Origin of the sequence: Clostridium psychrophilum, assembly GCF_018861705.1 — a bacterium.
Taxonomy (GTDB): domain Bacteria; phylum Bacillota; class Clostridia; order Clostridiales; family Clostridiaceae; genus Clostridium_AD; species Clostridium_AD psychrophilum.
The window spans coordinates 1-16,502 of the sequence record NZ_JAHLEC010000070.1 but is presented as its reverse complement, the minus strand read 5'-3'; the positions used below and the strand labels follow the sequence as shown (position 1 = coordinate 16,502).

General features: G+C 28.8%; 16 protein-coding genes. 8 read left to right on the top strand and 8 right to left on the bottom strand.

What is annotated here, in order from left to right; all coding sequences use genetic code 11:
* Positions 1-271 precede the first annotated feature (271 nt).
* A complete protein-coding gene (locus KPL38_RS13295; protein ID WP_216289634.1) occupies positions 272-454 on the top strand; it encodes a plasmid mobilization protein in 183 nt (60 codons plus the stop codon).
* 85 nt (positions 455-539) lie between these two features.
* Here KPL38_RS13295 and hcp read toward each other — a convergent pair whose 3' ends face one another.
* A complete protein-coding gene (gene hcp / locus KPL38_RS13290; protein WP_216289633.1) occupies positions 540-2,183 on the bottom strand; it encodes a hydroxylamine reductase in 1,644 nt (547 codons plus the stop codon).
* A gap of 316 nt (positions 2,184-2,499) precedes the next feature.
* Here hcp and KPL38_RS13285 point away from each other — a divergent pair, with 316 nt between their 5' ends.
* The 3 genes from KPL38_RS13285 to KPL38_RS13275 all read left to right on the top strand — a co-directional run bounded on the left by KPL38_RS13285 (position 2,500) and on the right by KPL38_RS13275 (position 3,994).
* The gene (locus tag KPL38_RS13285) at positions 2,500-3,036 is read left to right on the top strand and encodes an ECF transporter S component (protein WP_312884218.1); all 537 of its coding nucleotides are present in this window, start codon (positions 2,500-2,502) and stop codon (positions 3,034-3,036) included.
* A gap of 169 nt (positions 3,037-3,205) precedes the next feature.
* On the top strand, positions 3,206-3,592 hold the full coding sequence (locus KPL38_RS13280; protein WP_216289632.1) for a YtxH domain-containing protein: 387 nt from the start codon (positions 3,206-3,208) through the stop codon (positions 3,590-3,592).
* Between the two features lie 60 nt (positions 3,593-3,652).
* Positions 3,653-3,994, top strand: coding sequence for a hypothetical protein (locus KPL38_RS13275; RefSeq protein WP_216289631.1), 342 nt, complete (start codon positions 3,653-3,655; stop codon positions 3,992-3,994).
* A gap of 185 nt (positions 3,995-4,179) precedes the next feature.
* Here KPL38_RS13275 and KPL38_RS13270 read toward each other — a convergent pair whose 3' ends face one another.
* The 3 genes from KPL38_RS13270 to KPL38_RS13260 all read right to left on the bottom strand — a co-directional run bounded on the left by KPL38_RS13270 (position 4,180) and on the right by KPL38_RS13260 (position 8,387).
* The gene (locus tag KPL38_RS13270; RefSeq protein WP_216289623.1) at positions 4,180-5,505 is read right to left on the bottom strand and encodes a replication-associated recombination protein A; all 1,326 of its coding nucleotides are present in this window, start codon (positions 5,503-5,505) and stop codon (positions 4,180-4,182) included.
* A gap of 59 nt (positions 5,506-5,564) precedes the next feature.
* On the bottom strand, positions 5,565-6,665 hold the full coding sequence (locus KPL38_RS13265; protein ID WP_216289622.1) for a toxic anion resistance protein: 1,101 nt from the start codon (positions 6,663-6,665) through the stop codon (positions 5,565-5,567).
* Positions 6,666-6,740: 75 nt separating this feature from the next.
* On the bottom strand, positions 6,741-8,387 hold the full coding sequence (locus KPL38_RS13260; protein WP_216289621.1) for a YceG family protein: 1,647 nt from the start codon (positions 8,385-8,387) through the stop codon (positions 6,741-6,743).
* Positions 8,388-8,858: 471 nt separating this feature from the next.
* On the opposite strand from KPL38_RS13260, the gene KPL38_RS13255 reads away from it, so the two are divergent.
* A complete protein-coding gene (locus KPL38_RS13255) occupies positions 8,859-9,881 on the top strand; it encodes a DUF1646 family protein (RefSeq protein ID WP_216289620.1) in 1,023 nt (340 codons plus the stop codon).
* Positions 9,882-10,035: 154 nt separating this feature from the next.
* Here KPL38_RS13255 and KPL38_RS13250 read toward each other — a convergent pair whose 3' ends face one another.
* On the bottom strand, positions 10,036-10,539 hold the full coding sequence (locus KPL38_RS13250) for a Gx transporter family protein (RefSeq protein ID WP_216289619.1): 504 nt from the start codon (positions 10,537-10,539) through the stop codon (positions 10,036-10,038).
* Entirely contained in the window at positions 10,526-11,527 is a 1,002-nt protein-coding gene (locus KPL38_RS13245) for an FAD:protein FMN transferase (protein WP_246577963.1), read from the bottom strand. The genes KPL38_RS13250 and KPL38_RS13245 overlap by 14 nt, the downstream gene beginning before the upstream one ends.
* A gap of 360 nt (positions 11,528-11,887) precedes the next feature.
* On the opposite strand from KPL38_RS13245, the gene KPL38_RS13240 reads away from it, so the two are divergent.
* The 3 genes from KPL38_RS13240 to KPL38_RS13230 all read left to right on the top strand — a co-directional run bounded on the left by KPL38_RS13240 (position 11,888) and on the right by KPL38_RS13230 (position 14,471).
* Positions 11,888-12,469 carry a 5-formyltetrahydrofolate cyclo-ligase gene (locus KPL38_RS13240; protein ID WP_216289618.1) on the top strand — a complete coding sequence of 194 codons (582 nt, stop codon included), beginning with the start codon at positions 11,888-11,890 and terminating at the stop codon, positions 12,467-12,469.
* 69 nt (positions 12,470-12,538) lie between these two features.
* Positions 12,539-13,267, top strand: coding sequence for an HAD-IB family hydrolase (locus KPL38_RS13235; protein ID WP_216289617.1), 729 nt, complete (start codon positions 12,539-12,541; stop codon positions 13,265-13,267).
* A gap of 124 nt (positions 13,268-13,391) precedes the next feature.
* Entirely contained in the window at positions 13,392-14,471 is a 1,080-nt protein-coding gene (locus KPL38_RS13230; RefSeq protein WP_216289616.1) for a GGDEF domain-containing protein, read from the top strand.
* A gap of 152 nt (positions 14,472-14,623) precedes the next feature.
* On the opposite strand, the gene ribH is transcribed toward KPL38_RS13230, so the two are convergent.
* Positions 14,624-15,085 carry a 6,7-dimethyl-8-ribityllumazine synthase gene (gene ribH / locus KPL38_RS13225; protein WP_216289615.1) on the bottom strand — a complete coding sequence of 154 codons (462 nt, stop codon included), beginning with the start codon at positions 15,083-15,085 and terminating at the stop codon, positions 14,624-14,626.
* Between the two features lie 100 nt (positions 15,086-15,185).
* On the bottom strand, positions 15,186-16,379 hold the full coding sequence (locus KPL38_RS13220) for a bifunctional 3,4-dihydroxy-2-butanone-4-phosphate synthase/GTP cyclohydrolase II (RefSeq protein WP_216289613.1): 1,194 nt from the start codon (positions 16,377-16,379) through the stop codon (positions 15,186-15,188).
* Positions 16,380-16,502: the final 123 nt, after the last annotated feature.

The following is a 16,502-nucleotide window of genomic DNA, read 5'->3' as shown; positions in this document are numbered from 1 at the left end:
TTTAAGATGTGTTTGCTATACCCCAAAATAGGTTAAAAACGTAATAAAGCACCAGCTATTGCTGGTGCTAATAATTAAAACTTTTTGGGACATTTTCAAATTCAGTTGACACATTTTCATATAATACTAATTTAAAAATTCAAATATTTTCATTTATATATTTTATACAAATCAATATAAAAATAATATTTAATAATATTGTAATTACATTTATTTACATATATAATATACTTACTAAGATAGTAAAATCTATAATTACAGGGGTGATTTAATGAAATCCATAAAAAAAGAGGTACTTCAGATAAGAGTTAGTGAACTCGAGAAGTCAGTAATAAAAGATAAAGCTGATTTACTTGGTTTATCCATAACCGAGTATGTAAAATTTTGCTGTATATTTAGCAATGCAACCGCTGAATTTATGAAGGATATGTTTGTTAATATAGCCTCAACATAAAATAGTTTTCGAAATACTTTTATAAAAGATTAGACTGACCATTATAGAAATTATTTCTATAATGATCAGTCCATTTATTTGAGTTTTAAGACATAAATTTTTTAATATCGTCTTCCACGCTTCCTATTCCTGCTATTCCAAAATTCTTTACTAACACATTAACGACATTTGGAGATAAAAATGCTGGCAATGTTGGTCCTAAGTGAATATCCTTAACTCCTAGATGAAGTAATGCTAATAATACTATTACAGCCTTCTGTTCATACCATGCAATATTGTATGTTATTGGTAATTCATTAATATCAGATAATCCAAACACCTCTTGTAACTTCATCGCAATAACAACTAGTGAATATGAATCATTACATTGTCCCGCATCTAAAACTCTAGGAATGCCACCAATATCTCCTAGTTTTAATTTATTGTATCTGTATTTTGCACAACCTGCAGTTAAAATAACTGTATTTGTTGGTAATTGTTTCGCAAAGTCAGTATAATATTCGCGACCTTTCATTCTACCATCACAACCTGCCATTACAAAAAATCTTTTAATTGCTCCTATTTTAACAGCTTCCACAACTTTGTCTGCAAGTGCAATTACTTGATTATGTGCAAATCCTCCAACTATTTCACCTCTTTCAATTTCAGTTGGTGCACTACATTTTTTTGCATGCTCTATAATATCTGAAAAATCTTTTGCAGATCCATCTAATTTATTTTCAATATGCTTAAGTCCGGTAAATCCAGCTGCCCCTGTTGTATAAACTCTGTCTTTATAAGCATCTCTTGGAGGAGTAATACAGTTAGTTGTCATGAGTATTGGTCCGTTAAAGCTTTCAAACTCTGAATTTTGCTTCCACCATGCATTCCCATAATTACCTACTAGATGATCATATTTTTTAAATGCTGGATAATAGTTTGCAGGTAACATCTCACTATGTGTGTATACATCTACTCCTGTGCCCGCCGTTTGTTTTAATAATTCTTCCATATCCTTTAAATCATGTCCACTAATTAGTATTCCTGGATTATTTCGAGTACCTATATTTACCTTTGTTATTTCAGGATTACCATAAGTAGTTGTATTTGCTTTATCAAGTAGTGCCATAGCATCTACTCCATATTTACCACACTCAAGTACTAATGCGACTAATTGATCAACAGTTAAACTATCATCAGTGATGCTCGCAAGCCCCTTTTGCATAAATGCGTAAAGGTCATGATTAACGTATCCTAAATTAAACGCATGGTCAGCATATGCTGCCATTCCTTTAATACCATAAGTAACTAGTTCTCTAAGAGATCTTATATCCTCATTTTCTGTTTTAAGAACTCCTACTTCTTTAGATTTACTTTCAAATTCCTCTATAGTACCTGTCCATGTAGCACATTCATGTATTTTATCATCTATAACTCCGCCAGCATTTAACAATTCATTTTTAATGTCATCACGTAATTCTAATCCCTTAACTATTGTTTCTACAAATCTAGATTTATTAAAATTTGAATTAGTTATTGTCATAAATAATCCATTAACTACGAATCTATTTATTTCCTCGTTTTCTACCTTAAAACGCCTAGCTCTTGTACTATAAATTGATATACCTTTCAAAACATAGATTAATAAATCCTGCATATTAGCTACATCATCTGTTTTACCACATACTCCACGTAACGTGCATCCTGTACCCTTTGAAGCTTCTTGACATTGATAACAAAACATACTCATTTTATATTCCCCCTGTTATTTTTCTAGATAAATAATTACCTTATATAATTATCTTCCAATATTAAAAATTTATTATTTAACATCACCATAAATAATTTAACCATGTGATGAACTAACTTCATTGTACTTTAACACGAAGTCGAAGTCAGTAACAATTGTTACATTAACATATATTTAAAAATTCATTAAATTATCTCTGTTATGTAAAATTGATAATAAAATTATTGTTAATAAGATTGTATTATTTTTATATTGAAGTTTCTGTGTTAATAAGGTATTATTATAATATGAAATAATAGGTAAAGGAGTAAATATTGTGAAAAATATAAATATAAATGACTTAGTAAAAGCAGGCCTTTTTCTCGCACTTGCTATAGTTTTTCAGATGATAGGAAAAGTTGCGCCTGAGGTAAGCCAAATATTTGTTGGCCCCGCTGTTAATGCAATACTTATTCTTACTGCTGTAATTTGTGGAGGCACTTATGGAATATTGGTAGGTTGTTTAACACCACTACTTGCCTTTCTTACTGGCCAACTTGCTAGTGTTTTAGGACCTTTTATCCCTTTTATAATTATCGGTAACTTACTATTTGTTCTTTCTTTTATAATTATAAAAAAGCACGGTAAATACGGAAAACAATTAGGTATTATAATTGGTGCTTTAATTAAATACATATTTTTATCAACTTCCGCATCAAAACTTATTCCCTTGTTTAATTTAGATATACCTTCAAAAATAGTTAACAAATTAATTTTTGCTATGGGTATACCTCAACTTATTACCGCACTTATTGGTGGATTTATTGCATTAATATTAATAAAAATTTTAATAAAAAGAAAAGCGTATGTGTAAATATTGTTTAACTTTATTGTACTATAAAAAGGATTTTAAGTTAAAATACTCTTTTTAAAATGGTTTACATATATTGTTATTTTATTTACATGTTTCTTTATGTGTTGACAAAAACCTCCATATTGTTTATAATGTACATAAGGTTTTTAACTTTAAAGGAGGAAAAATTATGATATTTTCAAGTTGGTTCAAAAAACGCAAAAAAGAAATACAAAGAAAGTCAAAAATTAAAACTGTGAAAAAAGTAATTTTCGGTACTGCAGCTGGAAGTCTTGGCGGTCTACTCGGAGGTCTACTATTTTCACCTAAAGCAGGTAAGGAAATTAGGAAAGATATTGCTAGTTCATCAAAAGATCTTACAAACAATATTAAAGTAAAAACTACTGACCTTAAGCAAACCATTGGCCACAAAGTCAATACTGCTAAAAATAGTGTATCAGATGCCAAAGTAAAAATCTCTGAATACTTAAATGAGAAGAAACCTACAACAGAAATTTCTGAAACAAATGATATTATAACTGATGAGGATACAACCTCTCAAGACGTTGATAAATAAAAATTAGTTAAAAAAAGAATAAAGGATAACCAAATAATATAAAGAATAGTGGTGCTATTAATGTATATTGATATATTTAAATTAGGACAAGGTTTACTAATTTTTCTCGGTTTGGCAATTTTGATTATACTTATAATTGCATTGCTCAAACTTATCAAAACCATTTCAAGTGTGAATTTAATTATTAAAAAAAATGAAGAAAATATTGATGAAATATTGGATGTTTTACCAAAAACATTCAAAAATTGTTTTGATATAACTGACAATGTAAAAGATGTCAGTGAGGTAGTAGTTAAGATAACTGGCAGTGCACTTGAGTCAACAGATTCTTTTAAAAGATATTTAGTTTATATAGTAGATATTTTAAATATTATAAAAAAGATATTTGTATCTAAAAAGTAGGAGCAATTTCCTACAAAGTAGGAGCAATCTCCTACTTTTTTTACGTTCTATTATCAATCTTATATTAAGATATTGAGTTTCGTTGTTATTGAGAATATGTACTAATAAAAATAAAGTAGATAATATAAGAAAATTATATTACCTACCTTATTTTAAAAAACTTTCTAAACCAACAAATAGATGAGTTACTTTTCACTATCTTTTAATTTAATAAGTCGCGCTTTAATCTTTTTCTCATATCCATTTTCAGATGCATTATAATAGCTAGTACCAAATAACGCATCAGGCAAATATTGCTGTTTTACATAGTTACCTTCATATGAATGTGGATACAGGTATTCTGCCCCAGACCCAAGCTTCTTTTCCCCACTATAATTTTGATCTTTTAAATATATTGGCACACTCCCTATTTTTTTCTCTCCTATATCTTTTAGTGCTGTATTAATCGCAACATAAGAAGAATTACTTTTAGGTGCTGATGCTACATAAATTGCAGCTTGTGATAATATAATTCTTCCTTCTGGCATCCCCACAAATTGAACCGCCTGTGCTGCATTGTTTGCAACTATCATAGCAATAGGATCTGCATTCCCCACATCTTCAGATGCAGCTATAACAATCCTCCTTGCAATAAATTTAGGATCCTCCCCCGCATATATCATTCTAGCAAGATAATGCACTGTAGCATCAGGATCAGAACCTCTCATGCTTTTAATAAAAGCAGAAATTACATCATAATGTTCATCCCTATTCTTATCATACTGTATATGTTTTTTTTGCAAACATTCCTCAGCAACTTCAAGTGTTACATTTATAATACCATGCTCATCTCTATCCGTAGTAAGTACAGATAACTCCAAAGCATTAAGTGCACGTCTTGCATCTCCATTTGCCATATTTGCAATATAGCTTATAGCCTCTTTTTTCATGCAAATACTAGTATTGCCAAAACCGGCATCTTTGTCAGCAACTGCCCTTTTTAAAATCATTTCAATATGCTCTTCCTTTAATGGTTCCAATTTAAATAACATAGACCTAGATATTAGTGCATTATTAATTTCATAATATGGATTTTCTGTTGTCGCTCCAATTAAAATCAATATTCCTTTCTCAACAAAAGGCAATAATGCATCCTGTTGAGCTTTGTTAAATCTATGGATTTCATCTATAAATAAGATTGTTTTAGTGTTGTACATACCTAAATCATTCTTTGCTTTTGCTACAACTTCTCGTAATTCCTTAAGACCATCTGTTACTGCATTAAGCCTAACAAAATTAGATTTTGTAGAATTTGCAATAACTTTAGCTAGACTTGTTTTACCTGTGCCTGGTGGACCATAAAGTATTAAAGAAGTTATCTTGTCAGCTTTTATAGCTCTCCATAAAAGTTTTCCTTTTCCCAAAATATGCTCTTGACCAACATATTCTTCTAAACTCCTTGGTTTTAATCTTTCAGCAAGTGGCGCATCTTTCAATAAATTCTTTTGTGCTTGTAATTCAAACATATCCATATAATCACCTTTAAATCTCTCGTTTTGTTTATTATAGTTTGTTATATTTTATAAAATTATCATTTTATTGATTTTTGTTTTAGTTTTTCTGTCATCTCATGTAACTTAATTGTTCCAGCTTCTCTTAATCTTTTATTCTCATCTTCAATATTCTTTGTTTCTTCTATGCCTTGCATAATAGTATTCCAAGTCTTCTCAAGAGTTTCAATTTTTACGCTTGTTCCACCAGCAAGTTTTGCTATATCTACACTTTGACTTCTTATGTTTTCAGCATTCTTCATCAATAATTCATTTGTAGTTCTATCAAGTTCTGCTAATGAATCCGCTACTAACTTTTGCTTTTTTAATGCAATAGCTTGAATTATTCCATTTTTAAATACTGGTATAGTTATTATAAACGCAGAATGCACCTTAGATATCAACTTATAATTTCCCCTTTGAATCATCTTAATTTGAGGAGCAGTTTGTAGTGATACCATCTTAGCCATTTCCAAATCATAAATTCTTTGTTTTAACATCTCAACAGTTCCTTTAGCATTATCATAGTTTATAATATTTATTTGTTCACCATTTGCAGCGAGTGCCTCAAGTTTAGGAATATCCTGAGTTTCATATTTCTCGGCAACCATATTTCCAGCAACAATGTACTTTTCTAATTCTCCATAATACTCAAAATTTTGATTATATAGATTTTCAAGTAGTAAGTTAGATTTATTTATTTCCGCTTTATAGCCACTGAGTTGAGTATATATTCTATCAATTTCTCCACCAATTGTTTTATATTTTCCAAGCATCTTATCAATTGCTTTGCTTGGCTTACTAAACAATTTTGCAAGAAAACCAGTTTTTTCATCTTCAAAATCTTGCTTATCAAACTTTTTCATTATAACTGTAAGTTCCTTAATCATAACACCAGAGTTTTCAATGCTACTTGTCTTAATAGAATTTAGTATCTGATCAGCAAACTTAGATATTTGTGCCGCTGGTTCATTTCCAAATTCTAATACGGCATTCGCATCCTTTATGTTTATGTTTGATGCAATTTGAACTACTTGTGGTGAAGCTTTAAGTTGCTCATTTATAGTTAATGCCTTTTGTTCTATGTTTTTATTTTCAATATTCTCATCCGCGATTTTTAATATTTGGTTATTATTTTCCATGCTTTTCACTCCTCTTAACTATTTTATATTTTTCATCATAATCTTGTAACTAAAAGTAAAAATGTAATTTATATATCACTCTGCAAATAAATTTCCGAAAAATCCTTTTTTCCTACCAGTATACTTTTTAAATTGCAATTTAAAACTGACATCTTCTAATCTATGAGTATCATATCGTTCTGGATATATAAAATTTTCTATATCATTATATCCTGAAGGGTTGTAGATAATTATATCTATGCCCATAGAATTCATAAAGGTAAGCATTATACAATCTTCAAAAGATAAGTTTCCATTATCTTCATTATTATAAACTACAATCTTAGGAACTTCTTCTGGAAAATCAAATGATTGAAGTAATTCAAGCATTGTTGTATCTAGATTTATTAATACCGAAAATATATCAACTTGTAAATCCCTTAGTTCTTCATGTTCAACATTTATTATTACAGGATTAAGGCATAAGTCTTTAATTTTTTCTGCCATAGTTTTCTGAAGTCCAGATCGAAGTTCTTTATATTTCCACCAAGATGATTTAATCATTTTCTCCTCATTAAATTGTTCAAAATCATTACTTGGATATATCTGGTCAAATTTCCCGTATTCTAGATGAACAGCATTCATAATCGGTAGTTCCTTATAAAATTTTGTGAACTTTTGAGTTACTACCTGATTAATTTCCTTGAAGTAAAAATTTATATCCTCATGTGTACCACAAATTTTAGAAAACATGTTAGGCAAAACTACAGTTGAACCTTTAACGTTAAAACCTTCCCTTAGATATGCTTTTTGCTTTATCCATATATATATTTCTTCATATGTTGTATTAAGTGTTACAGCCTCAACATTATAATCTGCAAATTGCCAAGGTCTGTAAAACCCTGAATCATCTGTAAACAATGTCTTGTTAAGCTCCTGCTTAGCATTATATGCAGTAGTCTTAATTCTCTCTTCCATATTAGTAGGAAAGGGTTTAATTTCATTGTTATAATTATAAACAATTTCCTTAGAAAAAGCATTATTTTTATCAATTTCATGAAAACAACCTGCATCTTTGGGATTAAAATATAAAATATCACAACCTAGTGTTGATAATAATATTAAATAAAAAACTTCTGCTTTTGTAATCTCACCATAAAAAAGTATTTTAGGATTAACTTTAATATAATCAAAATGTTCGAATAATTCTTTAGAATAAATATTTATCCAATGAATTATATAATTAATAATAAGTTTAATATTGTTATTATCAATTGTTTCATTACTTTTAATATAATATTCTATTAATCCTTTTAAATTATTTTTAATCTGCTCTAGCAGAACCTTGTTAGATAATTTTGGGAAAAGTCCTTTATCGCTTATTAAATTTATAATTAAGGAAACATCTAAAACGTCATATTTAAATACTTTTTTCCAAATATCATTTAACACATTTTGAAGGCTTATGATAATATTTTTATCTAATCCCTTACTAAACCTTTTATAGCTAACTCCTATTTTGTTTAATTCTTTGTCTATTCTATATAATTTTTCATAGTAATCTTTCTCATTAGTTTTTATACCAATAAATCTATAAAAATAGTTTGGGATAATAACAACATTTGAATTATACTCAAATTTGCTTCTTTTATATATCTCTGTTTCTAAACTACTTATAATATCTTCATTAATATCTAAATTAACAGTTTTTATTTCCAATTTATTTAAATTGTTTTTCTCCATATTCACCTTACCTTTTAAATTGTATTTTCTTGTAAATATAGTTTATATTCTGCATGTTAATTATACCATATTAATATAATGTATTTATTGTATTATATTAATATAGAAATATTAAATCAATATAATTTTTAAAATCATTATAATTTCTCTTGAATCATTTTTCTATAAACCTATTCTTTTATATACAAAAAGGTGTAATATTGATACTATAAATATATCTTATATTCAACTATATAAAGAAATTTATACATATTTTCAATATTAAGCTTAAAACTAAATTCATCAGGCATCACGCTGTCAATTATTGTAAGGTAGATAACTATTGTTATTCGCCTTATATATCTATGAGGAGGTATATTAAAATAGAAAATGTACAAGTTACTCCCTTCATTACAAAATATACTTAGGGATCAGAAAAACAATTAATTTAACTTAATTAAACATACTTATAACAAAGAGGACGTGATAATAATGCTTTATATATTAATTTTTCTATTAATAATAACCTTTATATTACCATTAATATTGAAAAAAGTAGAAACAAATCTTGAACTTTTCCTATTTATTATTGGATTGTCAGCATCTATTACCTCAGGTGTATTAAACAAAACATTTTTATTAAGAATTGCTCAAAATAAATTTATGTATTTTATAGCCTTTGCTGTACTAATAGGTGGATTTTTGTTCAAAGCATTGAATACCCCCATAAAGAAAGGATTAGAACATATTTTAAACCGTATTCCATTAAGGATCTTTGTGTTTTTATTAGTAGTAATTATAGGGCTTTTATCAAGTATCATAACAGCAATTATAGCTGCCCTTCTATTAGTAGAAATAGTTAGTATACTTCCAGTTAGCAGAAAAAATAAAATAAATATTAATATAGTCTCATGTTTTTCAATTGGACTCGGTTCAATATTAACGCCAATAGGTGAGCCATTATCCACAATCGTAGTTGCTAAACTTAGTTTAGGTTTTTGGGATCTTTTTGAACGGATTGGAATTTATATTATACCCGGTATATTAATACTTGGTATTATTGGAGCATTATATGCCTCTCTAGACAAAACTAAAATAAAGAATGACGATGAAGAAGTTGAAGATGAAACAAATAAATTAATTCTTATAAGAGCAGTTAAAATCTTTCTATTCATTATTGCATTAGAGTTACTTGGAGAAGGATTTAGACCAATAATTGATACTTATATAATAACACTTGATTATCACTATTTATATTGGGTTAATATGTCCTCAGCAGTATTAGATAATGCAACACTCGCAGCTGCTGAAATAAGTGCTAAAATGTCACAAGTACAAGTTGAAGCTGTATTAATTGGATTACTTGTTAGTGGAGGAATGATGATTCCAGGCAATATTCCTAATATTATTTCTGCTGGTAAATTAAAAATTAAAAGTAGTGAATGGATTAAATTAGGAGTTCCATTAGGACTTTCTATTATGTTTATATACTATGTTGTTCTATTTGTAATATAATTTATAAGTAATATTTTTTACTTAACTACACTCTTAAAGAAATATTAATAAAAAGATACTAAGATTTTAAAATCTTAGTATCTTTTTTGTTATTAACTTTTTAGTTTATAATTTTCTTATAAAACACGTTGTACAATTATTTTTTTTATATGATTTATAAATGCATTAGAATTTTTTCTAACCTACTCTTTAAAACACCTACTAAAATTCCAATAAAATACCCCGTAACAATTGCTGCAATTAGTAATACTGGTAAATATACATATATCCTTAGATCATTAATAATGAATGCAGCAACCAGTAGCTGACCTACATTATGAAAAATTGACCCACAAATACTAATTGCAGGAATACTTAAAGAATTTTTAAAATACTTGTAAAGTAATGCCATTACTATATTACTTAGAACCCCACCTGCAATACTAAACATAAAAGCTGACATACTTCCTCCAAAAATAGAACCTAATAAGGTTCTTAAAATCATGATTGCGAATGCTTCTCTCCAACCAAGTAATATTAAAGCTAATAGAGATATAGAATTAGCAAGTCCTAACTTAATCCCTGGAAATAATACTGGTATCTGAGCCTCAATTAAATATATTACTAATGCTATCGCAACTAACATACTAAGTAAAACCATTCTTTTAGTTTTTGTCATAAGTGAACTCCTTGTTTGTCAATTTGAAACTGTTTTTTAGCCCTGGTGTAACATATACCTTCTTATCATTTGTTACAAAAATAGCCTCTACACCCTTCATAGACTCTATTAATTTAATACCCTTATCTAATCCCATAATGTATGTACTTGTAGAAAGTGCATCTCCATCAATTGACTTATCTGATAGTATAGTTGCACTTATAATCCCTTTGTTTGCAGGATATCCAGTTTTGGGATCAAATATGTGATGATATCTTATTCCATCCTTAATAAAAAATCTTTCATAATTTCCAGATGTAACTATAGATTTATCAGTAACACTAATCGTTCCTAAGTATTCTCCTCGTGTACTTAATGGATTTTGTATACCTACACTCCAACTAGTTCCATTGGGCTTGTTTCCTATGGTATAAACATTACCACCTAAATTTATAATTGCACTACTAATCTTATTGTTTAATAAAACTTTTTTTACCTCATCGGCAGTATAACCCTTTGCTATAGCACCCAAATCTATAGCTTGATTTTTTCTTCTTAACTTTACAATAGAATTTTCTTTATCTAAAATAATATCTTTATAATTAACAAATTTTAGTCTTTCGTCAATTTCTTTTTTTGATGGAACTCTCTCTTTTTTAGTTCCTATACCCCACAATGATACAATTGGTTCAATTGTTGTATCAAGAACACCATCAGTTAATTTACTATATTTAACCGAATTTTCTATTACCGAATATGTATCTGCGCTAAGTTTCTCTCCCGAAATTCCAGCCTTTGCATTTAATTTGCTAATTTCAGATGTTTTAATATTAACAGACATCTTTTTTTCTATATTGCTTACTTTTTTTATGGCCTCATTTGTTGCTTTTTCAGCATTTTTACCATAGACCTTAAATTGAATAACTGTTCCCATTAAGTATGTCTCTTTTTCAACAGGTTTAACATTGCTTGTGCAAGATATTAAAACTGTTGAAATAGTCAATATCAAAAGTACATACGCTGTTTTATTTAATCTTTTTATGTAACTCCACCGCCTTTAACTTACCTTAAAATATATTATAACATATATATATTTCAAATAAACATGCCTAAAAAACCACATATGAGATTATAACTAAATTAATGATTTTATGAACGAGAAAAATAATAGCAGCATAACATATATTATATTATGCTGCTATTGTTTTATAATTATTATTTATATATGTTTAAATAATACGCATTTTTTATGTTTTTTCACAAATTGCATATATGAATAACATATGTTATACTAACATAAAATTTACAGTATTTCAGTACTTTCATGGAATAATTTCCTATATTCTGTGATAAATCATAGGAGGCAATTATGGAAATTAGTATAAAAGATACTTTGAGAAAAAATATGCTGTGTCAAAGAAAAAATATGAAACTACTAGACGCAAATAATAGTAGTACTCAAATTATAGATACCATTATGAAACTACCAAAATTTATAAATTGCAAAAATATCATGTTATATATAAGTTTTAATAAAGAAGTGGATACATATCCTCTCGCTAAATGGTGTTTAGCTCATGGTAAAACAGTGATTGCCCCCTACTGTATAAAGCCTACAAAGCAAATAATACCTTACAAAATAAATAATCTTACTAGTGACCTTATTAAATCTACTTTTGGTGTTATGGAACCAAATCATAATTTACTCGATAAAGTTAATATAGAGGATATAGATTTAATCATAGTTCCTGGCGTGGTATTTGATAATGATTGTAATAGAATAGGACTTGGCGCTGGTTATTATGATAGATTCTTACTAAAAATATTAAAAAGCACCCTCACTATAGGCATAGCATATGATTACCAAATAATCGATAAAGTTCCCACCGATAAATTCGATATACCTTTAGATTTCATAATTACTGAAAGAAGAACAATATTTCCCAAATAACAATATTGTGTTATTAAAATAAATTAAAAAATAACAAACTTAATTACACTAAAATTGGAGGTGGACATTTTGGAAAAAAGAATAGCTGCTTTTTTTGATATTGACGGTACTCTATACAGAGAAAGTTTAATGACAGAAGTATTTAAAAAATTGATTAAAAGCGAGATTATAGAAAACGATAAATGGTACAAAGAAGTAAAACCTTATTATGTTAAATGGGATAAACGAATTGGCAATTATGATAATTACTTGCTCAAAATGGCTGATATATATACAAAAGCTATAATTGGACTTCATAGATCTCAAATCGAATTCATCGCCAAACAAATTATTAGGCAAAAGGGCGATAGAGTTTATACCTACACACGTGATAGAATTAAGTGGCATAAAAGTCAAGGTCACATAATTATTACTATATCAGGTAGTCCTATTGAACTTGTTCGCGAAATGTCTATAAAATACGGCTTTGATGACTACGTAGGAACAAAATATACTTTAGATGAACATAATATTTATACTGGTGCTATTGTTCCTATGTGGGATAGTGTTAGCAAAAAATCTGCTATAGAGTATTTTGTAGATAAATATAATATTAATTTAAATAAAAGTTATGCTTATGGAGATACTTCAGGTGATTTTACTATGTTAAAACTGATTCGTCACCCAGTAGCCGTAAATCCTACTAAAGAGCTCTTACTAAATATTCTAGATGATGCTTCAATAAAAGAAAAAATCAATATAATGGTAGAAAGAAAAGATGTGGTTTATAGACTACTTCCAGAACATATTCATATATAGTATTTACCCTTTATTTTCTAATAATTTTACTTTATATAACTATAAAACTACTATATAATATTATTATGTAGTAGTTTTTTATTATATTTATAATAGCATATTTTATTTTGAGAGGGGTTATAATGTGTCACGAGACTTATTTATTAACAGTACAATACTAATCTCCTTTATTTTTATAATTAGTCAGATGTTTAGAAAAAATTTTTTAGCCTTATCTACATCATACAGATATAAGTTTTTATATGGATTAACTCAGGGAATCTTAGGTATTATATTAATGTTATTTACTATCCACATTACCCCTAAAGTTATTATGGATTTTCGCCATATTCCAATAATGCTCGCAGCTCTTTATGGTGGTGGATTTGCCTCGATAATTGCCGGCTCAACAATTGCAATATTTAGAATGATTTACTTTGGTGTTAGTACCCCTGCTATAATAGCCTCTACTAACATGTTTATTGTTGCTATTATTTGTGCTCTCTTCTCAAAATTAAATTTGAATCAATTTAAAAAATGGACCTACATGAACTTAATAAGCTCTTTAATTATTACTAGTACATTTGTTTTAATTATTAAAGATTTAATAGTACTTAGGAATACCCTTATTTATTTTTGGATAACGTCCTTAATTATCGGATTTCTAGCATACTATATTGCAAACTACATGAATACTTCAATCAAATTGCTCAACAGATTAGAACATGAGTCAACTATAGATTTTCTTACTGGTTTAAATAACGTTAGGCAATTCGATAAATATCTAAATGCATCTTTAATAAACGTTAAAAATAAGGATGAACATTTGTCTATTCTTATTATTGATATAGATTTTTTTAAAAAAGTAAATGACACGTATGGTCATCTAGCCGGCGATTCTATATTGCAACAATTGGGTGTTGTCTTAACAAAATCTAGTAGAAGTTTTGATATTGTATCTAGAATTGGCGGGGAAGAATTTTCGGTTATTTTACCGGATTGTCCCTCTCAGCAGGCTATCGAAGTTGCAGAGCGCTTAAGATCAGCGGTAGAAACCAATGAATTTATTATACAGGATGAAATTAAAATTAATATTACTATTTCCATAGGTGCTGCTACCTATCCTGATAATGTAATAGATTTGGATACTCTTGTAAACTCAGCAGACACTGCATTGTACTCTGCTAAACATTCTGGGCGGAATAAAGTATGTCAAATCAAATAATATAATCCAGAAAAATTAGGGGAGCATAACAATTAATAATTGTTATGCTCCTCTATTTAATACCTTAATAATTACTTAACTTTCAACTAAATAGTAATCATGTAATCGTCAAGTGATTTATAAAAGAATAAAGAAACTATCGAAATTTTATTCTAAATTTCTTTTAATAAATTCGCCATTTCTATTGCAGTTACTGCAGCATCATACCCTTTATTACCTGATTTTGTCCCTGCTCTCTCTATAGCTTGCTCTATATTTTCAGTAGTAAGAACCCCAAAAATAATTGGAACTCCTGTCTCAAGTGATACCGATGCAATTCCTTTAGTAACCTCACCAGATACATACTCATAATGGGATGTAGCACCTCTTATAACTGCACCTAAACATATCACACCATCATACTTACCAGACTTAGCCATTTTTTTTGCAACTAATGGTATCTCAAATGCACCAGGTACCCATGCGATTTCAACATTTTCATCTTCAACACCATGTCGTTTTAAACCATCTAATGCTCCTGATAATAATTTTCCACCTATGAACTCATTAAATCTTGCTACTACAATTCCAAATTTTAAACCTTCTGCTATTAATTTTCCCTCATATATTTTCATGTCAAATCCTCCTATTAATTTAGTCTATTTTAATTCTTATTTAAGTCACATTACGCAATATATACTGATATATTATTTCTTTAAGCTTACACAACTTTATTTAATATAAATGACCCATTTTTTCTTTTTTAGTCCTCAAATAAAACTCATCTTTTTCATTATGATTCATTACTATCGGTACTCTTTCAACTATTTCAATACCATACCCAGATATACCTGTTATCTTTTTAGGGTTATTAGTCATTAATCTTATCTTTTTAGCACCTAACATCTCCAATATCTGAGCTCCTATACCATAATCTCTCATATCTGCAGGAAATCCTAACGCTAAATTTGCTTCTACTGTATCCATTCCTTTATCTTGAAGTTCATATGCTTTTAGTTTATTTATTAATCCTATGCCTCTTCCTTCTTGCCTCATATAAAGCATAATTCCACTATCTTCCTTTGATATAGCTTTCATAGCTGCATCATATTGCTCTCCACAATCACATCTCATAGATCCTAATGCATCTCCTGTAAGACATTCTGAATGTACCCTTACAAGAACAGATTCATTTTTTCTTACATCCCCTTTAACTAATGCTACATGATGTTCTCCATTTATCTTGTTTACAAATCCATAAATAGTAAATTCTCCATATCTAGTTGGCATTTTAGCCTGAGTTACCATTTCAACAAGACATTCAGTTTTCCTTCTGTAAGTAATTAAGTCTACTATAGTAATCATTTTTAAATCGTGTTTTTTTACATATTCTATAAGCTGTGGAACCCTAGCCATTGACCCATCTTCATTCATAATTTCACAAATTACACCTGCAGGATATAATCCGGCCATTCTTGCTAAATCAACTGCTGCTTCTGTATGACCTCCCCTTTTTAGTACTCCACCATCCCTAGCTGCTAGAGGAAATACATGACCAGGTCTATTAAAATCTTTTGCGGTCGCTTCCGAATCCAAAACCTTTAATATAGTAGTTGCTCTCTCAGCAGCAGATATTCCAGTAGTTGCAGCTGCATCATCTATAGAAACACTAAACGCAGTTCCATGTACATCAGTATTGTTTACAAGCATTGGATTTATATATAGTTGCTCTAATCTTTCTTTAACAATAGGCATGCATATAAGTCCACGAGCATATTTTGCCATAAAGTTTATATTTTCTTGACTAACTTTTTCCGCAGCTATTATTATATCCCCTTCGTTTTCTCTGTCTTCATCATCTACCACAACAACCATTTTACCATTTTTAATATCCTTTAAAGCTTCCTCAATAGTACTAAATTTATACATTTTTCCACCCCTTAGTCATCACTTTGGTGATGTAGTCATCACTTTGGTGATGTAGTCATCACTTTGGTGATGTAGTCATCACTTTGGTGATGTAGTCATCACTTTGGTGATGTAGTCATCACT